At 55.9% G+C, this 24358-nt stretch carries 24 protein-coding genes; 15 read left to right on the plus strand and 9 right to left on the minus strand.

What is annotated here, in order from left to right:
* Positions 1 to 156: 156 nt before the first annotated feature.
* Together K2184_RS00695 and cutC are read left to right on the plus strand one after the other, a co-directional pair.
* Positions 157 to 726: a VOC family protein gene (locus K2184_RS00695; RefSeq protein ID WP_023321230.1), complete on the plus strand. Its 570-nt coding sequence runs from the start codon at positions 157 to 159 to the stop codon at positions 724 to 726.
* A 76-nt stretch (positions 727 to 802) separates the two neighbouring features.
* Entirely contained in the window at positions 803 to 1546 is a 744-nt protein-coding gene (gene cutC, locus K2184_RS00700) for a copper homeostasis protein CutC (RefSeq protein ID WP_023321229.1), read from the plus strand.
* A 298-nt stretch (positions 1547 to 1844) separates the two neighbouring features.
* Here cutC and cmoB read toward each other — a convergent pair whose 3' ends face one another.
* From cmoB to K2184_RS00725, 5 genes are read right to left on the minus strand one after another with little or no spacing between them, the layout of a single operon-like run.
* On the minus strand, positions 1845 to 2867 hold the full coding sequence (cmoB, locus tag K2184_RS00705; protein WP_163524837.1) for a tRNA 5-methoxyuridine(34)/uridine 5-oxyacetic acid(34) synthase CmoB: 1023 nt from the start codon (positions 2865 to 2867) through the stop codon (positions 1845 to 1847).
* Positions 2864 to 3607 carry a carboxy-S-adenosyl-L-methionine synthase CmoA gene (gene cmoA, locus K2184_RS00710; protein WP_004103405.1) on the minus strand — a complete coding sequence of 248 codons (744 nt, stop codon included), beginning with the start codon at positions 3605 to 3607 and terminating at the stop codon, positions 2864 to 2866. Before cmoA ends, cmoB begins: the two co-directional genes overlap by 4 nt.
* A gap of 39 nt (positions 3608 to 3646) precedes the next feature.
* Complete coding sequence (locus K2184_RS00715) at positions 3647 to 4042, minus strand: MAPEG family protein (RefSeq protein ID WP_004103403.1); 396 nt, start codon at positions 4040 to 4042, stop codon at positions 3647 to 3649.
* A 53-nt stretch (positions 4043 to 4095) separates the two neighbouring features.
* A complete protein-coding gene (locus tag K2184_RS00720) occupies positions 4096 to 4914 on the minus strand; it encodes a DUF72 domain-containing protein (RefSeq protein ID WP_064371976.1) in 819 nt (272 codons plus the stop codon).
* The gene (locus K2184_RS00725) at positions 4911 to 5477 is read right to left on the minus strand and encodes a hydrolase (RefSeq protein ID WP_004103401.1); all 567 of its coding nucleotides are present in this window, start codon (positions 5475 to 5477) and stop codon (positions 4911 to 4913) included. The genes K2184_RS00720 and K2184_RS00725 overlap by 4 nt, the downstream gene beginning before the upstream one ends.
* A 269-nt stretch (positions 5478 to 5746) precedes the next feature.
* Here K2184_RS00725 and aspS point away from each other — a divergent pair, with 269 nt between their 5' ends.
* The 7 genes from aspS to ruvB all read left to right on the plus strand — a co-directional run bounded on the left by aspS (position 5747) and on the right by ruvB (position 12075).
* Positions 5747 to 7534, plus strand: coding sequence for an aspartate--tRNA ligase (gene aspS, locus K2184_RS00730; RefSeq protein ID WP_004113793.1), 1788 nt, complete (start codon positions 5747 to 5749; stop codon positions 7532 to 7534).
* Between the two features lies 1 nt (position 7535).
* Positions 7536 to 7979, plus strand: a complete 444-nt coding sequence (nudB, locus tag K2184_RS00735) for a dihydroneopterin triphosphate diphosphatase (RefSeq protein ID WP_004103398.1) — start codon at positions 7536 to 7538, stop codon at positions 7977 to 7979.
* A gap of 149 nt (positions 7980 to 8128) precedes the next feature.
* Positions 8129 to 8869: a YebC/PmpR family DNA-binding transcriptional regulator gene (locus K2184_RS00740; protein WP_004103396.1), complete on the plus strand. Its 741-nt coding sequence runs from the start codon at positions 8129 to 8131 to the stop codon at positions 8867 to 8869.
* A 154-nt stretch (positions 8870 to 9023) separates the two neighbouring features.
* On the plus strand, positions 9024 to 9545 hold the full coding sequence (gene ruvC, locus K2184_RS00745; RefSeq protein WP_004113791.1) for a crossover junction endodeoxyribonuclease RuvC: 522 nt from the start codon (positions 9024 to 9026) through the stop codon (positions 9543 to 9545).
* 113 nt (positions 9546 to 9658) lie between these two features.
* Positions 9659 to 10321: a hypothetical protein gene (locus K2184_RS00750; RefSeq protein WP_004103392.1), complete on the plus strand. Its 663-nt coding sequence runs from the start codon at positions 9659 to 9661 to the stop codon at positions 10319 to 10321.
* Between the two features lie 123 nt (positions 10322 to 10444).
* Positions 10445 to 11056, plus strand: a complete 612-nt coding sequence (gene ruvA / locus K2184_RS00755; RefSeq protein ID WP_004103390.1) for a Holliday junction branch migration protein RuvA — start codon at positions 10445 to 10447, stop codon at positions 11054 to 11056.
* An 8-nt stretch (positions 11057 to 11064) separates the two neighbouring features.
* Positions 11065 to 12075 carry a Holliday junction branch migration DNA helicase RuvB gene (gene ruvB, locus K2184_RS00760; protein ID WP_004103386.1) on the plus strand — a complete coding sequence of 337 codons (1011 nt, stop codon included), beginning with the start codon at positions 11065 to 11067 and terminating at the stop codon, positions 12073 to 12075.
* A gap of 207 nt (positions 12076 to 12282) precedes the next feature.
* Here the strand turns inward: ruvB and znuB are convergent, their stop codons facing one another.
* Complete coding sequence (znuB, locus tag K2184_RS00765; RefSeq protein WP_004103384.1) at positions 12283 to 13068, minus strand: zinc ABC transporter permease subunit ZnuB; 786 nt, start codon at positions 13066 to 13068, stop codon at positions 12283 to 12285.
* Positions 13068 to 13820: a zinc ABC transporter ATP-binding protein ZnuC gene (gene znuC, locus K2184_RS00770; protein WP_004103383.1), complete on the minus strand. Its 753-nt coding sequence runs from the start codon at positions 13818 to 13820 to the stop codon at positions 13068 to 13070. Before znuC ends, znuB begins: the two co-directional genes overlap by 1 nt.
* 78 nt (positions 13821 to 13898) lie before the next feature.
* On the opposite strand from znuC, the gene znuA reads away from it, so the two are divergent.
* From znuA to lpxM, 3 genes are all read left to right on the plus strand, one after another.
* Entirely contained in the window at positions 13899 to 14843 is a 945-nt protein-coding gene (znuA, locus tag K2184_RS00775; protein WP_016808309.1) for a zinc ABC transporter substrate-binding protein ZnuA, read from the plus strand.
* A 15-nt stretch (positions 14844 to 14858) separates the two neighbouring features.
* Positions 14859 to 16181: a murein DD-endopeptidase MepM gene (gene mepM, locus K2184_RS00780; protein ID WP_004103381.1), complete on the plus strand. Its 1323-nt coding sequence runs from the start codon at positions 14859 to 14861 to the stop codon at positions 16179 to 16181.
* Between the two features lie 117 nt (positions 16182 to 16298).
* Entirely contained in the window at positions 16299 to 17273 is a 975-nt protein-coding gene (gene lpxM / locus K2184_RS00785; RefSeq protein ID WP_004103380.1) for a lauroyl-Kdo(2)-lipid IV(A) myristoyltransferase, read from the plus strand.
* 71 nt (positions 17274 to 17344) lie between these two features.
* Here the strand turns inward: lpxM and pyk are convergent, their stop codons facing one another.
* Positions 17345 to 18787 carry a pyruvate kinase gene (gene pyk, locus K2184_RS00790; protein ID WP_004103379.1) on the minus strand — a complete coding sequence of 481 codons (1443 nt, stop codon included), beginning with the start codon at positions 18785 to 18787 and terminating at the stop codon, positions 17345 to 17347.
* A 125-nt stretch (positions 18788 to 18912) separates the two neighbouring features.
* Positions 18913 to 19782 carry a MurR/RpiR family transcriptional regulator gene (locus K2184_RS00795; protein WP_004103378.1) on the minus strand — a complete coding sequence of 290 codons (870 nt, stop codon included), beginning with the start codon at positions 19780 to 19782 and terminating at the stop codon, positions 18913 to 18915.
* Between the two features lie 361 nt (positions 19783 to 20143).
* On the opposite strand from K2184_RS00795, the gene zwf reads away from it, so the two are divergent.
* The 3 genes from zwf to K2184_RS00810 all read left to right on the plus strand — a co-directional run bounded on the left by zwf (position 20144) and on the right by K2184_RS00810 (position 24330).
* Entirely contained in the window at positions 20144 to 21619 is a 1476-nt protein-coding gene (gene zwf, locus K2184_RS00800; RefSeq protein WP_004103371.1) for a glucose-6-phosphate dehydrogenase, read from the plus strand.
* Between the two features lie 220 nt (positions 21620 to 21839).
* Complete coding sequence (gene edd / locus K2184_RS00805) at positions 21840 to 23651, plus strand: phosphogluconate dehydratase (RefSeq protein WP_004103369.1); 1812 nt, start codon at positions 21840 to 21842, stop codon at positions 23649 to 23651.
* Positions 23652 to 23688: 37 nt separating this feature from the next.
* Positions 23689 to 24330, plus strand: a complete 642-nt coding sequence (locus K2184_RS00810) for a bifunctional 4-hydroxy-2-oxoglutarate aldolase/2-dehydro-3-deoxy-phosphogluconate aldolase (RefSeq protein WP_004103368.1) — start codon at positions 23689 to 23691, stop codon at positions 24328 to 24330.
* Positions 24331 to 24358: the final 28 nt, after the last annotated feature.

The following is a 24358-nucleotide window of genomic DNA, read 5'->3' on the forward strand; positions in this document are numbered from 1 at the left end:
ATACTGCATTTGCACCCACGCGTCAGCACCGCACGGAGGTTGCTTAGCCTCGCGCTCAACGAATAGCCGTTCGCCGGACGTCGCCGACGATTGCCGGTTGGTCGGCTGCGGAAAACGCGATAGATTAGCGCTTTTTAGTGCGTACCGAGGCTTACGATGGCGAACTGGCAGCAGATTAATGAATTAAACGATATTTCCGCGGACCTGCCGCGCTTTACCGAGGCGCTAAACGCGCTTGCTCATCGGCTTGGTCTCGATATTACGCCACTTGATGCCGACCATATTTCCCTGCGCTGTCACCAGAACGCCACGGCGGAGCGCTGGCGTCGCGGCTTTGAGCAATGCGGCACGCTGCTGTCGGAAAATGTCATTAACGGCCGCCCCATCTGCCTGTTCAGGCTGGATGAGCCGGTGGTCGTGGCGCACTGGCGTTTTAGCATTGTTGAACTGCCGTGGCCGGGCGAAAAGCGCTATCCGCATGAAGGCTGGGAGCATATTGAAATCGTTCTGCCTGGCGAGCCCGAAACGCTCAATACCCGCGCCCTGGCGCTGCTTTCCGATGATGGATTGAGCCAACCGGGCATTTTTGTAAAGACCAGCGCGCCAAAAGGAGAGCATGAGCGCTTGCCGAATCCAACCCTGGCGGTTACTGATGGCAAAGTGACGATCAAATTTCACCCGTGGTCGATTGAGCAAATTGTCGCCAGCGAACAATCAGAACGATAACAGTGTGAAGCTACGCGGCGTCTGTCGGAAGAAATCGTGACATTCTGTCGTGCCTGCCATATCGACGGAGAGAAGAATGAGCTTACTGGAAGTCTGTTGTTACAGCATGGAGTGCGCGCTGGAGGCCCAGCGCTGCGGCGCCGACCGCATCGAGCTATGCGCCGCGCCGCAGGAGGGGGGGCTGACGCCTTCCTCGGGCGTCCTTAAAACGGTGCGTGAGTCGGTGACCATCCCCGTTCATCCAATTATTCGTCCGCGCGGCGGTGACTTTTGCTATACCGCTGGCGAATTTGCCGCAATGCTTGATGATGTGGCTGCGGTGAGAGATCTCGGCTTTCCCGGCATGGTGATCGGCATCCTGGACGCCGACGGTCAGGTAGATAGGGCGCGAATGAAAAAAATAATGGCGGCGGCGGGAACGATGGCCGTCACCTTTCACCGTGCCTTTGATATGTGCGCCAACCCGCGCCAGGCCAGCGTTGAGCTGGCTGAGCTCGGCGTTCAGCGGATCCTGACTTCGGGCCAGCAGCCGTCTGCCGAAAAAGGAATTTCATTAATCAGGGAACTTATTTCCCAAAGCGACACTCCTATTATTATGGCCGGCGCAGGAGTGCGTGCCGCCAACCTGCCGCTGTTTTTGCAGGCTGGGGTAAAAGAGGTCCACAGCTCGGCAGGCCAGTGGCTACCGTCCCCGATGCGCTTTCGTAATCCCGGGTTGTCGATGTCTACGGATGCCGATGCTGATGAATACTTACGCTACGCCGTCAATGGCGAAGCGGTAGCGGAAATGAAGAAGATTATTTCCGCACAGAGAGATTAAAACCCTAAATAATTCGAGTTGCGAGAAGGCGGCGACGCAGGGAATCCCCAGGAGCTTACTCAAGTAAGTGACTGGGGTGAGCGACAAATCTGTCTGGAACAGATTTGAACGCCGTATCCCGGCGGCCCGTAAGGGCGAGGCTCATGGATGAGCCGAGTAACAAAGCCAGCGCACATGCAACTTGAAGTATGACGGGGATAAACCGTTTTTTGCTGCACATCATGTCGCCCAATATGATGATTGCCCGTACCAGGCCCCTGCCCATTAAACAGGGGCCTTTTTTTATGCTAAAAACGCGTCAACCGGCCCGCTTGTCGGCACGTTTTTTCGCTGCCAGAGACTGTTCCGTTTCCGGTTTGGTGGCAATAATCACCGCGCGCAGCGGGGCGGGATAGCCTTCGCGGGTTTTGCTACTGTCCTCTGGATCGAGGAAGTCGGCCAGCGACTCGGTGGTCATCCACTCGGTGCGGCGCTGCTCTTCGGTCGAGGTCACGCACGCATCGACGATGCGTACATCGACAAATCCGCACTTCTCCAGCCACTGCTTCAGCGCGGCGGCAGAGGGAATAAAGTAGACGTTGCGCATCTGCGCATAGCGATCGCCCGGCACCAGCACGGTATTTTCGTCGCCTTCAACGACCAGCGTCTCCAGCACCAGCTCGCCGCCGGGAACCAGCTGATCTTTTAGCTGCCACAGGTGATCGAGCGGGGAACGACGATGGTACAGCACGCCCATCGAAAAAACGGTATCAAAGGCGTTCAGCGCCGGAAGCTGTTCAATTCCCAGCGGCAGCAGATGCGCCCGCTGGTCGTTGCCCAGCAGTTTACGTACGGCTTCAAACTGGCAAAGGAACAGTTGGGTGGGATCGATGCCTACCGCCAGATGAGCGCCGGCGCCAATCATCCGCCACATGTGATATCCGCTGCCGCAGCCGACATCAAGAATAGTCCGTCCGGTCAGGTCGGAAAGGTGCGGCAGTACGCGCTCCCACTTCCAGTCGGAACGCCATTCGGTATCGATATTCACGCCGTAAAGGGAGAAGGGCCCTTTACGCCAGGGCATCAGATTCTTCAGCAGGTTTTCAATGCGCAGGCGCTGGCCTTCACCGAGCGGCGTTTCGCTCTCAGCGGTGACGCTATGCAGCAGGTCGAGGCGGTTGGGCGCAAACTCGGGCAGAAACTCGACGGCCCGTTCCCACTCCCGGTATTTGCCGTGCAGCGCTTCACGTTGCCAGGCCGCGACCTGAGCGGGTAGCGTCTCCAGCCAGTGTGACAGCGGGCTTTTGGCAATCAATTGATAAAAGTTGCTGAAATCAATCATGCCGGTTCCCCGGATTTTACGGCGATTAACGATCCGAAGTTAAAGCACTGGAACCACAATTCGGCATGTTCGAAACCGGCCTTGCGCAGGCGGGCTTTGTGGGTTTCCACGGAATCGGTGAGCATGACGTTTTCCAGCATGCTGCGCTTCTGGCTGATTTCCAGCTCGCTGTAGCCGTTGGCGCGCTTGAAGTCGTGATGCATGTTGAACAGAAGTTCGCCGACGTTGTCATCCTCGAAGCTGAATTTTTCTGATAGCACCAGCGCACCGCCCGGATTCAGCCCCTGATAAACCTTATCAAGAATGGCCTGGCGTTCGCCCGGCTCGAGAAACTGAATGGTGAAATTCAGCACCACCATCGAAGCATTTTCGATAGTGACGTGACGGATATCGCCTTCAATAACTTCGACCGGCGTCGGCGCTTTATAGGCGTCAATATGGCGACGGCAGCGTTCGACCATCGCCGGTGAGTTATCAACGGCGATAATTTTACAGCCGGCATGGGCAATGTTGCGGCGCACGGACAGCGTGGCTGCGCCAAGCGAGCAGCCGAGATCGTAAACCTGGGTATCCGGCTGAACGAAACGTTCCGCCAGCATGCCGATCATTGAAATAATGTTGGAATAGCCGGGAACAGAGCGCTGGATCATATCCGGGAAGACTTCAGCAACCCGTTCATCAAAGGTCCAGTCGCCGAGACTGGCAATCGGCGCGGAAAAAAGCGTATCGCGGTGAGACATAACGTTAAACCCGAAAAATCGAAAACGGCGTATTGTGCGCTAACGGACGGAGAAAACCAACTCCCAGGGCATATACCAGAAGTTCGCCAGCACCATCAGCAACAATGAACACCACGTCGCGCTCATGCCGGAGCGGCGCCAGCGATACAGGCGATGATGGAAACCATAAGAGTGCATCAGGCGCCCGACAATCAGCAAAATACCGCAGACGTGGACCATCCAGGTCTGCGCGCCGTTCATTTCCATAAACAGCAGCAGAATCAGGCCAATGGGAACGTATTCCACCGCGTTGCCGTGCACGCGAATAGCAACCTGCAGCTCGCTAAAACCACCGTCGCCGTAGCCAACGCGATATTGCGTCCTCAGGCGTACGACATCGTAAGAAAACTTTATTAGCAATAACGCACCTAAAACCGCATACAGCGCGCTGACCATACTCAAAACTCCCTTTTATTCCATCCGGTGGCTCAGTTGAGGATAGCAGGATATCAGAAAAGAGAGGTTTGCTGCGGAATTGACGGCGCATCACCTATTTCCGGTAGGGCGGCGCGCAGATCGCTCCACAGGATGTCGACCAGCTGCGGAGCCTGGGCGATATCCGGTGTGTGGAGGAACAGGTAGGGCGTTGTGGTTTGCGCCCATTTTGGCAGCGTCCTTATCCACACGCGAAAAAGCTCGCGATTTTGCGCCATATCGTCGCTGCCAATAAAGCGCACCATCGGGTGCCGGGCCGTCACCAGCGCATGGACGGGGACTTTGGGCTTTTTGTTTTGTGCTTCGATCATTGCCTGACTGCGGGCGATGGCGCTGTGAACCGGGCGGCTATCGAGGATAACGCGGTTGACGTTTCGCTGATGCAAGCCGCGATTAAGCTGCTGTTCCGCTTCCCCCTTGGCGAAAAATTCCGCATGCCTTACTTCGACGCCGTAGCTGAATTCACGCGGCAGACTATCAAGAAAGTGCCAGAGGGCGGGAAGGTCTCGGGGGCCAAACGTCGCCGGCAGCTGTAGCCAGTATTGGCCGATGCGCGAAGACAGCGGCGCCAGACGAGTAAAAAACTCCTGGCTTAAGTCGTCGCAGTTGCGCAGCGCCGCCTGGTGCGAAATGGTGGCCGGAAACTTGAAGCAGAAGCGAAAATCGTCGTGGGTCTGTTCATACCATCGGCTGACAATCTCCGCTTTTGGTAACGCGTACAGGGTGGTGTTGCCCTCCACGCAATTAAAGTGGCGGGCATACTCTTCAAGGCTGGTGATACCCAGGCGCACCCACTTCGGGTGCGCCCATTGGGGAAGCCCAATATAGATCATAAGGCGGCAAGTACCTCCTCGGTACTGCGCACGCGGGCAATACGCGGGAAGATGTGCGTCATGCTGCCCTGATGCTGTTCGGCCGACGCCGCGCTGCAGGCATCTTCAACCAGAATCAGATTAAATCCCAGCTCCCAGGCGTTGCGCGCCGTGGATTCGACGCCGATGTTGGTGGATATTCCGCACAGAATGATGGTGTCGATGCCGCGACGGCGAAGCTGCAGCTCGAGGTCAGTGCCGTAAAAAGCGCCCCACTGACGTTTAGTAACTTCGATATCGCTTTCCTGTTTTTCCAGCGCGAGCGGGTAGGTCCACCAGTTTTCCGGTAGCGTATGGGCGCCAGCCTCGGCATCGACCGGCTGTTTCAGCGCTTCGGCGAAATCCGCTGACCAGCCGACGCGAACCATCACTACGGGGGAGCCCTGCTGGCGACACTTTTTCGCCAGCTTCGCGGCCCGCTCAACCACTTCATCAGCGCGATGAGGGCCGCCGGCAAACGGTAAAATACCTTCCTGCAGGTCAATAATGACCAGCGCGGTGTTTTTTGCATTGAGTTCTAACATAATATCCCCGTATCTTCTCCAGGTGGTCAGGTCGCTACAATACCGTTGCCGATTCTGCCCAAGGGTAACAATTTTTGTTAATTTTTGTGAGTGCAGGCACTAAGCGCACAGCAAAGCAACGCTGCGCGCTGCGCCGGGCTTATCGTGCGGCATAATTTCCAGTATAATAGCCGCCTTTTTTCATTCAGTAGTGACATCAGCTAAAGCTGCGACCTCGTCGCCTGCAAGGCAGGCAACAATCCGCCTGCGGCTAAGTTAAGGGATATCTCATGCGTACAGAATATTGCGGACAGCTCGGTCTGTCCCACGTAGGGCAGCAAGTGACTCTGTGTGGTTGGGTCAACCGTCGTCGTGATCTTGGTAGCCTTATCTTTATTGATATGCGCGACCGCGAAGGCATCGTACAGGTGTTTTTCGATCCGGATCGCGCGGATGCATTAAAGCTGGCCTCCGAACTGCGTAATGAGTTCTGCATTCAGGTCACCGGTACCGTGCGCGCGCGTGACGAAAAGAACGTCAATAATGATATGGCCACCGGCGCCATTGAAGTGCTGGCAACCGACCTGACGATCATCAACCGTGCTGAAGCGCTGCCGCTGGATTCCAACCACGTCAACACCGAAGAAGCGCGTCTGAAATACCGTTACCTGGACCTGCGTCGTCCGGAAATGGCGCAGCGCCTGAAAACCCGTGCGAAGATTACCAGCCTCGTTCGCCGTTTTATGGACGACCACGGTTTCCTCGATATCGAAACCCCGATGCTGACCAAAGCGACCCCGGAAGGCGCGCGCGACTATCTCGTGCCTTCTCGTGTGCATAAAGGCAAATTCTACGCGCTCCCGCAGTCTCCGCAGCTGTTTAAACAGCTGCTGATGATGTCCGGTTTTGACCGCTACTATCAGATTGTTAAATGCTTCCGCGACGAAGATCTGCGCGCTGACCGCCAGCCGGAATTCACCCAGATCGACGTCGAGACTTCCTTTATGACCGCCCCGCAGGTGCGCGAAGTGATGGAAGCGCTGGTGCGTAATCTGTGGCAGGAAGTGAAGGGCGTGGATCTGGGGGATTTTCCGATCATGACCTTTGCCGAAGCCGAGCGCCGCTATGGTTCTGACAAACCGGACCTGCGTAACCCGATGGAGCTGGTGGACGTCGCCGATCTGGTGAAAGCGGTGGAATTCGCCGTCTTTGCGGGCCCGGCTAACGACGCCAAAGGCCGCGTTGCCGCGCTGCGCGTGCCTGGCGGCGCTGCGCTGAGCCGTAAGCAAATCGACGAATACGGTAAGTTTGTCCAAATCTACGGCGCCAAAGGTCTGGCATACATTAAAGTCAACGAACGGGCGAAAGGCCTTGAAGGTATCAACAGCCCGGTGGCTAAATTCCTCAACGCCGACATCGTTGAAGCGATCCTTGAGCGCACCGGCGCGCAGGATGGCGATATGATCTTCTTCGGCGCGGATAACAAAAAAGTGGTTGCCGATGCGCTGGGCGCGCTGCGTCTGAAGCTGGGTAAAGATCTGAACCTGACCGATGAAGAGAAATGGGCGCCGCTGTGGGTGATCGACTTCCCGATGTTTGAAGACGACGGAGAAGGCGGCCTGACCGCGATGCACCATCCGTTTACCTCGCCGAAAGATATGACCGCCGCAGAGCTAAAAGCCGCGCCGGAAGATGCGGTAGCTAACGCTTACGACATGGTGATTAACGGCTATGAAGTTGGCGGCGGTTCCGTGCGTATTCACAGCGGTGAGATGCAGCAGACCGTATTCGGTATTCTGGGAATTAACGAGCAGGAGCAGCGCGAGAAGTTTGGCTTCCTGCTGGATGCGCTAAAATACGGTACTCCACCGCATGCGGGTCTGGCTTTTGGCCTTGACCGTTTGACCATGCTGCTGACCGGCACCGATAATATCCGTGACGTTATCGCCTTCCCGAAAACGACGGCGGCGGCCTGCCTGATGACCGAAGCCCCGAGCTATGCAAATCCAGCATCGCTGAGCGAGCTCGGTATTCAGGTGGTGGCGAAAGAGGCAAAAGAGTCTCCGGAGAATAAGTAAGATGTCATTCAAGCTCCCCGTTTCCGTTCTGGTGGTGATTTATGCCGAAGATACGAAGCGGGTGCTGATGTTGCAGCGTCGCGACGATCCCGCCTTCTGGCAGTCGGTTACCGGCAGCCTGGAGGAGGGGGAAACCGCGCCGCAAGCTGCCGCGCGTGAAGTAATGGAAGAGGTCGCCATTGACGTTGCCTGTGAGCAGCTGGCTTTGGTTGATTGTCAGCGAACGGTAGAGTTCGAGATATTTTCTCATTTACGTCATCGCTATGCGCCGGGCGTTGAGCGCAATACGGAGTTTTGGTTCCGTCTTGCGCTCCCCCATGAACGCCAGATTGTCTTTACGGAACATCTGGACTATCGCTGGGTTGATGCGACGGAAGCCGCCACGTTGACCAAGTCCTGGAGCAACCGGCAGGCGATTGAAGAATTTGTAATTAACGCCAACTAATTTCCCCCAGAATTTTAGTTATCAGGAAGGCGGCCAGTTGGGATATCACCCGGAGCTTACTTGCGTAGGTAATGGGTGTGAAACAACGCAGCCAGTGCTCCTGAGAGCTAAAAGGCGCCGGGAAAAGGCTTTTTTGGAGATATTATTTTATGGCAGGTCATAGTAAATGGGCCAACACCAAACACCGCAAAGCGGCACAGGATGCCAAACGCGGTAAGATCTTTACGAAAATTATTCGCGAGCTGGTCACCGCGGCCCGTCTTGGCGGCGGCGATGCGGGCTCAAACCCGCGTCTGCGCGCAGCGATCGACAAAGCGCTGAGCAACAACATGACCCGTGACACCCTGAACCGCGCTATTGCCCGCGGCGTCGGCGGCGATGATGATGCGAACATGGAAACCATCATTTATGAAGGTTACGGTCCTGGCGGTACGGCGGTAATGGTTGAATGTCTGTCCGACAACCGCAACCGTACCGTTGCTGAAGTACGTCACGCGTTCAGCAAAACCGGCGGTAACCTGGGCACCGACGGCTCCGTTTCCTACCTGTTCAGCAAAAAAGGCGTCATCTCCTTCGAGCAAGGCGATGAAGATGCGATCATGGAAGCGGCGCTGGAAGCGGGCGCGGAAGACGTGGTGACCTATGACGACGGCGCAATTGACGTCTACACCGCCTGGGAAGAGATGGGTGCGGTACGCGATGCGCTGGAAGCTGCCGGTCTGAAAGCGGACGCCGCTGAAGTCTCCATGATCCCGTCAACCAAAGCGGATATGGACGCGGAAACTGCGCCGAAACTGCTACGTCTGATCGATATGCTGGAAGATTGCGACGACGTGCAGGAAGTTTATCATAACGGCGAGATCTCTGATGAGGTCGCCGCAACCCTGTGATACCCGTACACTTTCAGCCCACAGCGGTGTTGGCGCTCCTCGCTTACCCCGGTCACGTAGTGAATCTACGTGACCGGGGATGCGCTGCGTGGCCGCCTGGCTGTGAACTGAAATCTTTAGGGTCTCACGAGTTAGTTATGACCGGGGGCGCGTGATGGCTATTATTCTCGGTATTGACCCGGGGTCGCGCGTCACTGGTTATGGCGTTATCCGTCAGGTTGGACGCCAGTTGAGCTACCTCGGCAGCGGCTGTATACGCACGAAAGTGGATGATTTACCGTCCCGCCTGAAGCTTATCTATGCCGGTGTTACGGAAATTATCACCCAGTTCCAGCCGGACTACTTCGCCATCGAACAAGTTTTTATGGCCAAAAACGCCGACTCGGCGCTGAAGCTCGGCCAGGCGCGCGGAGTGGCCATCGTCGCGGCGACGAATCAGGACCTGCCGGTCTTTGAGTACGCCGCCAGGCAGGTGAAGCAGACCGTTGTCGGGATTGGCAGCGCGGAAAAGAGCCAGGTGCAGCATATGGTGCGCACGTTGCTCAAGCTTCCGGCCAACCCACAGGCGGATGCGGCGGATGCTTTAGCTATCGCCATCACTCATTGCCACGTCAGCCAGAACGCAGCTCAGATCAGTGAAAGTCGCCTGAACCTGGCGCGCGGACGCCTCCGCTAATCTACACCGCCCCGGCGCTTGTTGCCCGGGGCGTTTTACTTTCCTCACTGACATCGTTAACTAAAAAGAGTAAGGATGCAGATTATTCGGCATAGCGTTGGATAGTCAGTTGAATGATGAAAATCCGGGTGGTGAAATCTCTCTTTTTTATGCTGCTAATTATCGTCAGTGGATATTATTTACTGACCGAATATCAGTATTACCATCAGAGTTCGACGGTTTTCGGCACAGTCGTCAATACCCGCACTGTCAGCAGCGCAGAGCGGCGCCTGGCCGACGCCTGCACCACATTTCGCGGACGCGAAGATTGTTCCGCGCTCTTTGAGTATGATATTACCTGGCTGTCAGGCGGTCACTCCTACCGCTATCACGTTGCAAAGGCCTGGTCTCCGCCCGCAGACAGACTTTGTATGAATATCGTGCAGGGAAAACCCGCTATTGCCAAACCATGTGACGCTCTCTTTTTTAACGTCAGCCGGCTCCCGGGTCTGATAGCAATCTGGGTTATCGTGGCTTTTATTACTTTGACGCTATTTTTATACCGTAAGCGTTACGCTATTTCTCGTCAGTGGCCTGCGCAGACGCTTTATCGGATTTATCACCGCAGGCACAGGCTGATGCTGGAAACCCCGGATGAACAAGAAGCGCTAAAGTTCATCAACAGCGGTTATCGAATAAGCGAAACTTTCCACCATCAGAAAGTCGTTGGGTCGGGTCGTCAAAGACGCGTCATTCACTACATCATCTACCTTGTACGGGGTAAAAAGAGCGCATAAAAGCGCAAGCCAGGCTCGCGCCCCACCGATGTACGGGAATTACGTGTTTTTCATCTGGATATCTATCCAGCCTTTTTTTATGATACCGCATTAGACTTTCGGCCCTTAATCCAGGAGCTCCATGTGATAGGCAGACTCAGAGGCATTATTCTCGAAAAACAACCCCCGCTGGTTTTACTCGAAACGGGAGGCGTAGGCTATGAGGTTCATCTGCCGATGACCTGCTTCTATGAGCTGCCGGACGTGGGCAAAGAGGCGATCATTTTCACCCACTTTATCGTTCGTGAAGATGCGCAGCTGCTGTATGGCTTTAACAATAAGCAGGAGCGCACGCTGTTTAAAGAGCTGATTAAAACTAACGGCGTCGGTCCAAAACTGGCGCTGGCAATCCTTTCCGGCATGTCCGCGCAGCAGTTTGTCAATGCCGTTGAGCGTGAAGAGCTGGCGGCGCTGGTCAAACTGCCGGGGATCGGTAAGAAAACCGCGGAACGCCTGATTGTCGAGATGAAAGACCGCTTCAAAGGACTGCATGGCGATCTGTTCACTCCGGCAGCCGATCTGGTTCTGACGTCGCCGGCCGGGCCGTCTGACGATGATGCTGAACAGGAAGCGGTTGCTGCGCTGGTGGCGCTGGGCTATAAACCTCAGGAAGCCAGCCGGATGGTCAGCAAAATCGTGCGTCCGGATGCCAACAGTGAAACGCTAATTCGCGAAGCGCTCCGCGCCGCGTTGTGAGGTAAGGGATGATAGAAGCAGACAGGCTGGTATCGGCAGACAGCAGCGGCTTTGAAGAGGCGGCGGACCGCGCAATCCGCCCCAAACTGCTGGAAGAGTATGTAGGCCAGCCGCACGTCCGTTCGCAAATGGAGATCTTTATCCAGGCGGCGAAACTGCGCGGCGACGCGCTCGATCACCTGCTGATTTTTGGTCCTCCAGGGCTGGGAAAAACCACGCTGGCGAACATCGTCGCTAACGAAATGGGCGTTAACCTGCGCACGACCTCCGGCCCGGTGCTGGAGAAAGCGGGCGATCTGGCGGCGATGTTGACCAACCTTGAACCACACGACGTTCTGTTTATCGACGAGATTCATCGCCTTTCACCGGTTGTCGAAGAAGTCCTGTATCCGGCAATGGAAGATTACCAGCTGGATATCATGATTGGTGAAGGGCCTGCGGCGCGTTCAATCAAAATCGATCTTCCGCCGTTTACCCTGATTGGCGCGACCACTCGCGCCGGCTCGCTGACTTCGCCGCTGCGCGACCGCTTCGGTATCGTCCAGCGCCTGGAGTTCTACCAGATCCCTGACCTGCAGCATATCGTCAGCCGCAGCGCCCGCTATATGGGGCTGGAGATGAGCGAAGAGGGAGCGCTGGAAGTTGCACGTCGCGCGCGCGGTACGCCGCGAATCGCTAACCGCCTGCTGCGCAGGGTGCGCGATTTTGCCGAAGTCCGCTACGATGGACGTATCTCAGAGGATATTGCCGCTCAGGCGCTGGATATGCTCAACGTGGATGCCGAAGGATTTGACTATATGGACCGTAAGCTGCTGCTGGCGGTCATCGATAAATTCTTTGGCGGGCCGGTTGGGCTGGATAACCTGGCGGCGGCAATAGGTGAAGAGCGTGAAACCATCGAGGACGTGCTGGAACCGTATCTGATTCAGCAAGGTTTTCTACAACGCACCCCGCGCGGACGTATGGCGACGGTACGGGCCTGGACCCACTTTGGCATTACGCCGCCTGAAATGCCTTAATCCTTGTCGGTGTTTAAAACAACAGACCGCAAGGGTCGGTAGCCCGGCTAAGCGCAGCGCAAGCCGGGGAAATTGTTGGAGGGGTATTGCGGTTGATGACCCGGCTTGCGGCGTGAACGCCTCAGCCGGGCGACAAAGTCCGCAGACAGCTGTGACCCCATAGCAATCTGCCGAGTTTTGATGGCGGTTGAGGCGGGCGCATAAGCGTCAGGCGGCCCGCTTCTTGCTCATGCTGATGATAAACAGCACCGCAGCGCACAGCACCACGGAAGGCCCGGCTGGCGTGTCGTAAAACGCTGAAAAGGTCAGTCCGCCGGTGACGGCAATCATCCCCATTCCTACCGCAATACCCGCCATTTGCTCCGGCGTACGGGCAAAGCGACGCGCCGTGGCTGCGGGAATAATCAGCAAAGACGTAATGATCAGCGCCCCGACGAACTTCATCGCCACGCCGATGGTCAGCGCGGTGACCAGCATCAACAGCAGTTTAACCCTTTGTAGCTTAACGCCGTCAACGAAGGCCAGATCCGGACTAATGGTCATCGATAGCAGATTACGCCACTGCCAGAGCAGGATCGCCAGCACGATCGCTACGCCAATCGCGATGGATATTAAATCCTCCGGTGTAACCGCCAACAGGTCGCCAAACAGATAGGCCATCAGATCGACGCGCACGTTCGACATCAGACTGACTACCACCAGGCCCAAAGACAGCGCGCTGTGGGCCATGATACCGAGTAGCGTATCTACCGCCAGATGAGGACGTTTTTCCAGCCATACCAGCCCGCCCGCCAGCAGCAACGTCACCACGATGACCGCATAAAAAGGATTAACGTTCAGCAGCAAACCAAAAGCGACGCCGAGCAGAGAGGCATGGGCCAGGGTATCGCCAAAGTAGGACATGCGGCGCCAGACGACAAACGACCCCAGCGGACCCGCCGCACAGGCGAGCATCATCCCGGCCAGCCAGCCGGGGAGCAGTAATTCAATCATTAACGGTCATTTCCCCGACGCAGTACAATCCGCCCCTGCAGGTCGTGGCGGTGATTATGATGATGGCGATAAATACCCAGCTGTTCCGCGCCGCGCTGGCCGAACATTGAGATAAATTCCGGATGCATGGAGACCACTTCCGGCGCGCCGGAGCAGCAGATATGCTGATTGAGACACAGTACTTCATCGGTTTTCGCCATCACCAGGTGCAGGTCGTGGGAAACCATCAGCACGGCACAATCAAGCTCCTGGCGCAGCTGATTAATCAGATCGTACAGCGCCACCTGACCATTCACGTCAACGCCCTGCGTTGGCTCGTCGAGCACCAGCAGCTGCGGTTGATTGAGCAGCGCGCGCGCCAGAAGTACCCGCTGAGTCTCGCCGCCAGAAAGCTTTTGCATAGGCGCGTCAATCAGATGACCGGCCTGCACGCGCTTCAGCGCCGGCAGTATGTCGCGCTTGTGCGTTCCCGGCCGCAACAGCATAAAGCGGCTGACGGTGAGCGGCATCGTGGCATCAAGGTGCAGCTTTTGCGGGACATAGCCTATCCGCAGATGTCCCTCGCGTTTGATAACCCCTTCTGTAGGTGCTACCAGCCCAAGAACGACTCTGACGAGGGTCGATTTACCGGCGCCGTTGGGGCCCAGCAGAGTTAAAATTTTGCCCGGCTTAAGCGTGAGCGAAATGTCAGACAGCACGCGCCTTTGGCCATAGACGACCGCGACGTTTTCCAGAGTTACAAGATTTGTCATATCAAATTAGAGGTTGCACAAGCCAGTGAATGTTATAATATCACATCTTTCTCATTCATTACGATGATTAGACGCATTATGTTACATAAAAATACGCTTCTTTGCGCTGGACTTAGCGCCGCTTTTTTGTTCGCTCATGCACCGCTGGCAAGCGCCGCGGTCGTCACCTCGCTTAAACCGCTGGGCTTTATAGCATCAGCCATTGCTGATGGGGTAACAGAGACCCAGGTACTGCTGCCTGACGGGGCATCGGAGCATGATTATTCACTGCGTCCATCGGATGCAAAACGCTTACAGAACGCAGACTTAGTGGTCTGGATTGGTCCAGAGATGGAGGCGTTTATGGATAAGTCAACGCAAAGCATTGCGCCGAACAAAAAGGTGACGATTGCCGAGCTTGACGGCGTGAAACCGTTACTCATGAAAGGCGTCGACGACGACGATGACCATCACGGTCACGATCATGGCGCCGGGGAAAATAGTGACGACGATCACCATCACGGCATCTATAACATGCATCTATGGCTTTCCCCAGAGATAGCGCGCCTTTCGGCGGTTGCAATCCACGATAAATTATTGGAACTTATGCCGCAGAGTCGAGCCAAACTTGACGCCAACCTGAAGGATTTTGAGGCAAAATTAGCCGCAACCGACAAGCAGGTTGGGACCGAGCTGGCACCGCTGAAAGGGAAGGGGTATTTCGTTTTTCATGACGCCTACGGCTACTTTGAAAAACACTACGGTTTGACCTCCTTAGGTCATTTTACTGTCAACCCTGAAATCCAGCCTGGTGCGCAGCGTTTACACGAAATCAGAACACAGCTGGTTGAGCAAAAAGCAACTTGCGTTTTTGCTGAGCCACAGTTCAGGCCAGCGGTTATAGAAGCTGTTGCCAGGGGGACGTCCGTGCGCATGGGAACCCTGGATCCACTTGGAATCGGAATTAAGCTGGGTAAAGAGAGTTATCCGCAATTCCTGAGCCAGATGGCAAATCAGTATTCAAGCTGCCTGAAAGGAGAATAACGAGGAAGTGAATACGTGCAACAGATAGCCCGCGCTGTCACTCAGGCATTTAACAATCTGCCACGACCTCACCGCGTTATGCTGGGGTCGCTTAGCGTTCTTACCTTAGCGGTCGCCGTCTGGCGACCCTACATTTACCACCATCCCGAAACGGCTCCCATCTCCAGAACCATCGAGCTGGAACAAAGCGAAATTCGTTCTCTGCTGCCAGAGGCCTCGGAACCTATCGATCAGGCGCCTCAGGAAGAAGAAGCCATCCCTCAGGATGAGCTGGATGATAAAGCGGACAGCGATTCCGGCGGCCATGAATATGTGGTGTCGACCGGGGATACGCTCAGCAGCATTCTTAATCAGTACGGTATTGATATGGGCGATATCGCCCGGCTCTCCTCGGTGGATAAAGAGCTGCGTAATCTGAAAATCGGCCAACAGCTCTCCTGGACGCTGACGGCGGATGGCGATTTACAAAGCCTGACCTGGGAGATGTCGCGCCGCGAAACCCGTACCTACGACCGGGTGGCCAACGGTTTCAAAATGAGCAGCGAGCTGCAAAAAGGCGACTGGGTCAATAACGTACTGAAAGGTACCGTGGGCGGAAGCTTTGTCGCCAGCGCTCGCGATGCCGGCCTGACCAGCACCGAAATTAGCGCGGTGATCAAAGCCATGCAGTGGCAGATGGACTTCCGTAAGCTGAAAAAAGGCGATGAGTTTTCCGTACTGATGTCGCGTGAAATGCTGGACGGTAAGCGTGAGCAAAGCCAGCTGCTTGGCGTACGCCTGCGTTCGGATGGCAAAGACTATTACGCGATCCGCGCTGAGGATGGCAAATTCTACGATCGCAACGGTACAGGCCTTGCGAAGGGCTTCCTGCGTTTCCCGACCGCCCGCCAGTTCCGCGTCTCATCAAACTTTAACCCGCGTCGTCTGAACCCGGTCACCGGCCGCGTCGCTCCGCATCGTGGCGTCGATTTTGCGATGCCGCAGGGCACCCCAGTGCTCTCGGTTGGCGATGGCGAAGTGGTAGTGGCTAAACGTAGCGGTGCGGCAGGTTATTACGTTGCCGTCCGCCACGGTCGTACCTATACCACCCGCTATATGCACCTGCGTAAGCTGCTGGTCAAACCCGGGCAGAAGGTGAAACGCGGCGATCGCATCGCGCTGTCGGGCAATACCGGCCGTTCGACCGGTCCGCATCTGCATTATGAAGTGTGGATCAACCAGCAGGCGGTTAACCCGCTGACGGCGAAACTGCCGCGTACGGAAGGGCTCAGCGGTTCTGACCGTACCGATTTCCTGGCGCAGGCCAAACAGGTGATTCCGCAGCTGCGGTTTGATTAACCTCACGCCAGTTAAAGCCGGTGCCTTCTGCGCGCCGGCTTTTTCTTTTGTACGTTACTCCACGTATCGCTAAACTAACCCATTATCTTTACTGAGCGGAAATTCTGCGGATTGGGCATGGAAACGAAAAAAAATAATATTGAGTTTATTCCAAAATTTGAAAAATCCTTTTTACTGCCGCGCTACTGGGGCGCGTGGTTCGGCGTTTTTGCCTTCGGCGCCATTGCCCTGACGCCCGCGTCTTTCCGCGATCCGATCCTGGGTAAACTGGGGCGTTTTGTTGGTCGTCTGGCAAAGAGTTCGCGCCGCCGGGCGCAAATTAACCTGCTGTACTGCTTTCCGGAAAAAAGCGAGCAGGAACGTGAAGAAATAATTGATGCCATGTATGCCTCCGCGCCGCAGGCGATGGTGATGATGGCCGAGTTAGGCCTACGCGATCCGCAGCGGATTCTTTCCCGCGTCGACTGGCAGGGCAAAGAAATTATCGATGAGATGCAGCGCAACAACGAGAAAGTTATCTTCCTGGTTCCTCATGCCTGGGGAGTGGACATCCCGGCGATGCTGATGGCGTCCGGCGGGCAAAAAATGGCGGCGATGTTTCATAACCAGGGCAACCCGGTATTCGATTACGTCTGGAATACCGTGCGTCGTCGTTTCGGCGGTCGTATGCACGCGCGCAACGACGGCATCAAACCCTTTATTCAGTCGGTACGTCAGGGATACTGGGGCTACTATCTGCCGGATCAGGATCACGGGGCCGAACACAGTGAATTTGTTGATTTCTTTGCCACCTACAAGGCGACGCTCCCGGCAATTGGTCGTTTAATGAAAGTATGTCGCGCCCGGGTTGTCCCGCTGTTCCCGGTTTACGATGGCGAAACGCATCGCCTGACGGTGCTGGTGCGCCCGCCGATGGACGATCTGCTGGAAGCGGACGACAATACCATTGCCCGACGGATGAATGAAGAGGTAGAGATTTTCGTTAAGCCGCATACCGAGCAGTATACGTGGATCCTTAAACTACTCAAAACGCGCAAACCCGGCGAAATCGAACCGTACAAGCGCAAAGAGCTGTATCCGAAGAAGAAATAGTCCGCGTAGACGCTGCGGGCAAAAAAAAACCTGCCGACAACTGCCGGCAGGTTTTTTTATGGCGCAGCAAATTACTCGACGGTCAGAATACGGGTGGTGTTGGTGCTGCCTATGGTGCTCATTACGTCGCCCTGAGTGACGATAACCAGGTCACCGGTCACCAGATAGCCTTTATCACGCAGCAGCGTTACCGCATCGTGCGCGGCGGCGACGCCGTCGCTTGCGCTATCGAAATAAACCGGAGTCACGCCGCGATACAGCGCAGTCAGGTTCAGCGTACGCTCGTGGCGAGACAGCGCGAAAATCGGCAGGCCGGAGCTGATACGGGAAGTCATCAGCGCGGTACGCCCGGATTCCGTCATGGTTATGATAGCGGTGACGCCCTTGAGGTGGTTCGCCGCGTACATAGCCGACATCGCAATGGCTTCTTCAACATTATCGAACTGAACGTCCAGACGGTGTTTGGAGACGTTGAGGCTGGGGATTTTTTCCGCGCCCAGGCAAACGCGCGCCATCGCGGCAACGGTCTCAGACGGATACTGGCCCGCGGCGGTTTCTGCAGACAGCATGACGGCGTCGGTACCATCCAGCACGGCGTTCGCCACGTCCATCACTTCGGCGCGGGTTGGCATCGGGTTGGTGATCATCGACTCCATCATCTGCGTCGCGGTAATGACCGAGCGGTTGAGCTGACGAGCGCGGCGGATTAATGCTTTCTGGATGCCGACCAACTCCGGGTCGCCAATTTCTACGCCGAGGTCGCCGCGGGCTACCATGACAACGTCGGAGGCCAGGATCACGTCATCCATCGCGTCCTGATCGCATACCGCTTCCGCACGCTCTACTTTGGCCACGATTTTTGCATCGCAGCCCGCATCGCGCGCCAGACGACGCGCGTAGTTCAGGTCTTCGCCGCAGCGCGGGAAGGAGACGGCCAGATAGTCGACGCCGATTTTGGCGGCGGTGATGATGTCTGCTTTGTCTTTTTCAGTCAGCGCTTCGGCAGAGAGGCCACCGCCCAGCTTGTTGATACCTTTGTTGTTAGACAATGGTCCGCCGACGGTGACTTCGGTGAACACTTTCATGCCCTGAACTTCCAGGACTTTCAGCTGCACGCGCCCGTCGTCCAGCAGCAGGATATCGCCAGGAACCACGTCAGCCGGCAGGCCTTTATAATCGATGCCGACTTTTTCTTTATCGCCTTCGCCTTTACCCAGGTTCGCATCGAGCAGGAATTTATCACCGATATTGAGGAAAATTTTGCCTTCTTTGAAGGTAGAGACGCGAATTTTCGGCCCCTGAAGGTCACCGAGAATAGCGACATGACGGCCCAGTTTTGCCGCAATCTCACGGACTTTATCCGCACGGAGCTGGTGATCTTCCGCGGTGCCGTGAGAGAAGTTCATACGTACCACGTTAGCGCCTGCGGCGATAACCTTTTCAAGGTTGTTATCGCGATCGGTAGCCGGGCCTAAGGTGGTAACGATTTTGGTTCTGCGAAGCCTTCTGGACATGTAATACTCCGTTGACTGAAACAACTTTGGTGTTGCGTGAACATGGATTCGGTAGCGCCAGCGAGCAAAGTCGCTATACCGGAACATTACCGACGTTGTAATAGGATACTGCTTTGTTTCTACTTTTATTGGTCATTACTGTGTAAGCTGAGCTCTTTATCAAAGCGCGATTCCTTCAGCGCTTCCTTGACCCTCTTCAAGTTATCTCTGAATTTCGCTCCCCGACGAAGGGTAAAGCCGGTTGCCAGTACGTCAATCACCGTCAGCTGCGCTAAGCGGGAAACCATTGGCATATAGATATCGGTATCTTCCGGGACATCCAGCGTAATGGCCAGCGTCGACTCGCGGGAAAGCGGGGTGCCCGGCGAAGTAATGGCGATCACCATCGCATCATTTTCGCGCGCCAGCTGCGCCAGCTCTACCAGGCTTTTGGTCCTGCCGGTATGCGAAATAATCACCACCACGTCATCGTCATTACAGTTCATACAGCTCATGCGTTGCAGGACGATGTCGTCGGAATAAATCACCGGCACATTAAAGCGGAAAAATTTGTTCATCGCATCGTGGGCGACGGCTGCCGATGAGCCCAGGCCGAAGAAGGCGATTTTCTTGGCCTGAGTGAGAAGGTCCACTGCCCGGTTGATCGCTGACATATCGAGAGAATGATGGACCTGATCTAAACTGGCCATAGCCGATTCAAATATCTTACCCGTATAGGACTCAACGCTGTCGTCTTCATCGACGTTGCGGTTAACATAGAGGGTACCGTGCGCCAGGCTTTGCGCCAGATGCAGTTTGAAATCCGGGAAACCGCGGGTTTCCAGACTGCGGCAGAAACGGTTGACCGTAGGCTCGCTGACGCCGGCTTCCAGCGCCAGGGCAGCAATACTTGAATGAATGGCCTGCGCGGGGGTTGCAAGAATGACTTCCGCCACTTTGCGTTCAGATTTGCTAAGGTGTTCCAGTCGGGACTGGATTTTTTCCAGCATATTCATGGGTAATCAGGCGCTCATCAATGGAAACGATTTCATTAATGGGTGAAATCATCAGGCGTTTTAGCAAGAATATACCCCTCCGTAGTCGGAAACGGTGAGGAATGACTTTAAAATATGTTGTTTTTTTTCATTACATGATCAGAGTCGTATTTTACTAACTGATAATCGGTCGAAACAACGAACAATACTAGCCGCATGCCCAAAAACTCAGCCCATATTTTCCTCCCTGTGCGATTTAGCCGCGGGAACGGGAGCGGAGGGTTTCGGGAAATTCGTAAACACAGTACGATGCAGTGAAAGAAAATTACAAATACAACTATAGCCTGGCATAAGCACCGGGCTATCAACTAAGGAGAATGACATGGCGGTAACGCAAACGGCCCAGGCATGCGATCTGGTCATTTTCGGCGCGAAGGGTGACCTGGCGCGACGTAAATTGCTGCCTTCCCTGTATCAGCTTGAAAAAGCTGGCCAGATCCACCCTGATACCCGCATCATCGGCGTCGGGCGTGCCGACTGGGATAAAGACGCTTACACCAAGGTAGTGCGTGAAGCGATGGAAACCTTCATGAAGGAGAAAATTGATGAAGGTTTGTGGGAGACCCTGAGCGGGCGTCTGGATTTTTGTAACCTGGATGTCAACGATACCAAAGCGTTTACTCGTCTGGGCAAAATGCTCGATCAGAAAGAGCGGGTGACGATCAACTATTTCGCCATGCCGCCAAGTACCTTCGGCGCGATTTGTAAAGGCCTGGGCGAAGCGAAGCTGAACGCCAAGCCGGCCCGCGTGGTGATGGAAAAACCGCTGGGTACCTCGCTTGAAACGTCCCGCGAGATTAACGATCGGGTGGGCGAGTTCTTCGAGGAGTGCCAGGTCTATCGCATCGACCATTATCTGGGTAAAGAGACGGTGCTGAACCTGCTGGCGCTGCGCTTTGCTAACTCGCTGTTCGTCAATAACTGGGATAGCCGCACCATCGATCACGTTGAGATCACCGTAGCGGAAGAGGTAGGCATTGAAGGTCGCTGGGGCTACTTCGATCAGGCCGGGCAGATGCGCGACATGATCCAGAACCACCTGCTGCAGATCCTGTGCATGATCGCCATGTCCCCGCCGTCGGATCTGAGCGCCGACAGCATCCGCGATGAAAAAGTGAAGGTGCTGAAATCTCTGCGCCGCATCGACCGCACCAACGTGCGTGAAAAAACGGTGCGTGGTCAGTACACCGCCGGCTTCGCGCAGGGCAAAAAAGTGCCTGGCTACCTCGAAGAAGAGGGGGCGAATAAATCCAGCCATACGGAAACTTTCGTGGCCATCCGCGTCGATATCGACAACTGGCGCTGGGCGGGCGTACCGTTCTACCTGCGCACCGGTAAACGTCTGCCGACCAAGTGTTCTGAAGTTGTGGTGTACTTTAAAACGCCGGAACTCAACCTGTTCAAAGAGACCTGGCAAGAGCTGCCGCAGAATAAGCTGACCATTCGTCTGCAGCCGGATGAAGGGGTGGATATTCAGGTACTTAATAAAGTTCCTGGCCTTGACCATAAGCACAATCTGCAAATCACCAAGCTGGATCTGAGCTACTCAGAAACCTTTAATCAAACCCATCTGGCGGATGCCTATGAGCGTCTGCTGCTGGAGACCATGCGCGGTATCCAGGCGCTGTTCGTCCGTCGCGACGAAGTGGAAGAGGCGTGGAAGTGGGTCGATTCTATCACCGAAGCCTGGGCTGCCGATCGCGATTCGCCGAAACCTTATCAGGCGGGCACCTGGGGGCCGGTTGCCTCCGTGGCGATGATCACCCGCGATGGTCGTTCGTGGAATGAATTTGAGTAATCGCCAGCTCCTCCGTCAGGGTTATTTTACCGGTAACATGATCTGACGCAGCAAGTCGCGTAATTTTTAATCTTTTAAGCCCCGGAGGATTCACCCCCGGGGCTTTTTTTATTACACTGGCTGCAGATATTTTGCCCCTGAGCCCCAGTACTTGTGCCTTGAGTCCCAAAAAGTACCGCTAAAGCGCTGCGGCCGGACAGATGAAATTTGAGGAGCCTTTATGAATTCTGAAATGTTACGGGTAACAAATCGCATCATCGAACGTTCGCGCGCTACCCGCGAAGCCTACCTCGCGCGGATTAACCAGGCCAAAACTGACACCGTTCATCGCGCCCAGCTGGCATGCGGTAACCTGGCCCACGGTTTCGCCGCCTGCCAGGCGGATGACAAAGCCTCGTTGAAAAGCATGCTGCGCAATAACATCGCTATCATCACCTCCTACAACGATATGCTTTCCGCCCACCAGCCCTATGAGCGCTATCCGGAGATTATTCGCAAAGCGCTGCACTCCGCGAACGCGGTAGGCCAGGTCGCAGGGGGCGTTCCGGCGATGTGTGATGGCGTTACGCAGGGACAAGACGGAATGGAGCTGTCGCTGCTCAGCCGCGAAGTGATTGCCATGTCCGCGGCGATTGGTCTGTCGCACAACATGTTTGACGGCGCGCTCTATCTCGGGGTCTGCGATAAAATTGTTCCCGGCCTGGCGATGGCTGCGCTCTCCTTCGGCCATCTGCCGTCTATCTTTATTCCTTCCGGTCCGATGGCCAGTGGCCTGGCAAATAAAGAAAAAGTGCGCATTCGCCAGCTGTATGCGGAAGGCAAAGTGGATCGTATGGCGCTGCTGGAGTCCGAAGCTGCGTCTTACCATGCGCCTGGCACCTGCACCTTCTACGGCACCGCCAATACCAACCAGATGGTGGTTGAGTTTATGGGGATGCAGCTGCCCGGATCGTCATTTGTGCATCCGGATGCGCCGCTGCGCGAAGCGCTGACCGCCGCCGCCGCCCGCCAGGTGACTCGTCTGACCGGCAACGGTAATGAGTGGATGCCGCTGGGCAAAATGTTTGATGAAAAAGTGGTGGTTAACGGGATTGTCGCGCTGCTGGCAACCGGCGGCTCCACCAACCACACCATGCACCTGGTGGCCATGGCGCGGGCGGCGGGGATCATCATCAATTGGGATGATTTCTCCGATCTCTCTGACGTGGTGCCGCTGCTGGCGCGTCTCTACCCGAACGGCCCGGCGGATATTAACCACTTCCAGGCGGCTGGCGGGGTACCGGTGCTGGTTCGCGAACTGCTGAAAGGCGGACTGCTGCATGAAGATGTTCACACCGTGGCCGGCTTCGGCCTCTCTCGCTACACCCTGGAGCCCTGGCTTAATAACGGCGAACTTGACTGGCGCGAAGGGGCGACCGCTCCGCTGGACGAACAGGTTATCGCCACCTTTGACAAACCGTTCTCTCGCCACGGCGGCACCAAAGTCCTGAGCGGCAATCTCGGCCGCGCGGTGATGAAAACTTCCGCCGTGCCGGTTGAAAACCAGATTATAGAAGCCCCGGCGGTCGTCTTCGAGAGCCAGCATGATGTGCTGCCTGCCTTTGAAGCGGGCCTGCTCGACAAAGATTGCGTGGTTGTCGTCCGCCATCAGGGGCCAAAAGCGAACGGCATGCCAGAATTACATAAACTTATGCCGCCACTTGGTGTATTATTGGACCGCCGTTTCAAAATCGCGCTGGTGACCGATGGTCGACTCTCCGGCGCGTCAGGCAAAGTACCATCGGCAATCCACGTGACGCCTGAGGCGTACGATGGTGGCCTGCTGGCGAAGGTACGCGATGGCGATATCATCCGCGTCAATGGTCAGACGGGCGAGCTAACGCTGATGGTCGATGACGCTGAGCTGGCCGCGCGTCAGCCCCATATTCCTGACCTGAGCGGTTCGCGTGTGGGAACCGGCCGGGAAATGTTCGGTGCGCTGCGTGAGAAACTCTCCGGAGCTGAACAGGGCGCAACCTGCATCAATTTTTAAGACGATTCGATTTATAGATCTGGCGAGAGAAAATCTGATGAAAAACTGGAAAACAACTGCAGAAGCAATCCTCACCTCCGGCCCGGTTGTACCGGTAATCGTGGTGAAAAAGCTGGAACACGCTGTGCCAATGGCGAAAGCGCTGGTTGCAGGCGGCGTACGCGTACTGGAAGTCACCCTGCGTACCGAGTGTGCGATGGACGCTATCCGCGCAATCGCCAAAGAAGTCCCGGAAGCGATCGTCGGTGCCGGGACCGTCACCAACGTTGAGCAGTTGAAAGAAGTGACCGAAGCGGGCGCGCAGTTTGCTATCAGCCCGGGCCTGACCGAATCTCTGCTGAAAGCGGCGACCGGTGAAGGCACCATTCCGCTGATCCCGGGGATCAGCACCGTATCCGAGCTGATGCTGGGTATGCAGTATGGCCTGAAAGAGTTCAAATTCTTCCCGGCTGAAGCGAACGGCGGCGTGAAAGCGCTGCAGGCGATTGGTGGTCCGTTCGCGCACATTCGTTTCTGCCCGACTGGCGGCATCTCTCCGGCAAACTATCGCGATTATCTGGCGCTGAACAGCGTACTGTGCATCGGCGGTTCCTGGCTGGTTCCGGCGGATGCGCTGGAAGCCGGTGATTACGACCGTATCACCAAACTGGCTCGTGAAGCGGTAGAAGGCGCGAAGTAATCTTCGCGCGCTTACCCGAGGCCCGGTC

The organism is Klebsiella sp. K5-306, from assembly GCF_051835185.1.
Classification (GTDB): domain Bacteria; phylum Pseudomonadota; class Gammaproteobacteria; order Enterobacterales; family Enterobacteriaceae; genus Klebsiella; species Klebsiella oxytoca.

Coding starts and splice junctions, on each gene's coding strand:
- K2184_RS00750 (WP_004103392.1), top strand. CDS start 9,659: ATGATGAAAATCCGGGTGGTGAAATCTCTCTTTTTTATGCTGCTAATT.
- cutC (WP_023321229.1), top strand. CDS start 803: ATGAGCTTACTGGAAGTCTGTTGTTACAGCATGGAGTGCGCGCTGGAG.
- pyk (WP_004103379.1), bottom strand. CDS start 18,787: ATGTCCAGAAGGCTTCGCAGAACCAAAATCGTTACCACCTTAGGCCCG.
- K2184_RS00740 (WP_004103396.1), top strand. CDS start 8,129: ATGGCAGGTCATAGTAAATGGGCCAACACCAAACACCGCAAAGCGGCA.
- znuB (WP_004103384.1), bottom strand. CDS start 13,068: ATGATTGAATTACTGCTCCCCGGCTGGCTGGCCGGGATGATGCTCGCC.
- ruvC (WP_004113791.1), top strand. CDS start 9,024: ATGGCTATTATTCTCGGTATTGACCCGGGGTCGCGCGTCACTGGTTAT.
- K2184_RS00725 (WP_004103401.1), bottom strand. CDS start 5,477: ATGTTAGAACTCAATGCAAAAAACACCGCGCTGGTCATTATTGACCTG.
- nudB (WP_004103398.1), top strand. CDS start 7,536: ATGTCATTCAAGCTCCCCGTTTCCGTTCTGGTGGTGATTTATGCCGAA.
- cmoB (WP_163524837.1), bottom strand. CDS start 2,867: ATGATTGATTTCAGCAACTTTTATCAATTGATTGCCAAAAGCCCGCTG.
- K2184_RS00695 (WP_023321230.1), top strand. CDS start 157: ATGGCGAACTGGCAGCAGATTAATGAATTAAACGATATTTCCGCGGAC.
- ruvB (WP_004103386.1), top strand. CDS start 11,065: ATGATAGAAGCAGACAGGCTGGTATCGGCAGACAGCAGCGGCTTTGAA.
- K2184_RS00795 (WP_004103378.1), bottom strand. CDS start 19,782: ATGAATATGCTGGAAAAAATCCAGTCCCGACTGGAACACCTTAGCAAA.
- aspS (WP_004113793.1), top strand. CDS start 5,747: ATGCGTACAGAATATTGCGGACAGCTCGGTCTGTCCCACGTAGGGCAG.
- znuA (WP_016808309.1), top strand. CDS start 13,899: ATGTTACATAAAAATACGCTTCTTTGCGCTGGACTTAGCGCCGCTTTT.
- K2184_RS00715 (WP_004103403.1), bottom strand. CDS start 4,042: ATGGTCAGCGCGCTGTATGCGGTTTTAGGTGCGTTATTGCTAATAAAG.
- lpxM (WP_004103380.1), top strand. CDS start 16,299: ATGGAAACGAAAAAAAATAATATTGAGTTTATTCCAAAATTTGAAAAA.
- K2184_RS00720 (WP_064371976.1), bottom strand. CDS start 4,914: ATGATCTATATTGGGCTTCCCCAATGGGCGCACCCGAAGTGGGTGCGC.
- znuC (WP_004103383.1), bottom strand. CDS start 13,820: ATGACAAATCTTGTAACTCTGGAAAACGTCGCGGTCGTCTATGGCCAA.
- cmoA (WP_004103405.1), bottom strand. CDS start 3,607: ATGTCTCACCGCGATACGCTTTTTTCCGCGCCGATTGCCAGTCTCGGC.
- K2184_RS00810 (WP_004103368.1), top strand. CDS start 23,689: ATGAAAAACTGGAAAACAACTGCAGAAGCAATCCTCACCTCCGGCCCG.
- zwf (WP_004103371.1), top strand. CDS start 20,144: ATGGCGGTAACGCAAACGGCCCAGGCATGCGATCTGGTCATTTTCGGC.
- edd (WP_004103369.1), top strand. CDS start 21,840: ATGAATTCTGAAATGTTACGGGTAACAAATCGCATCATCGAACGTTCG.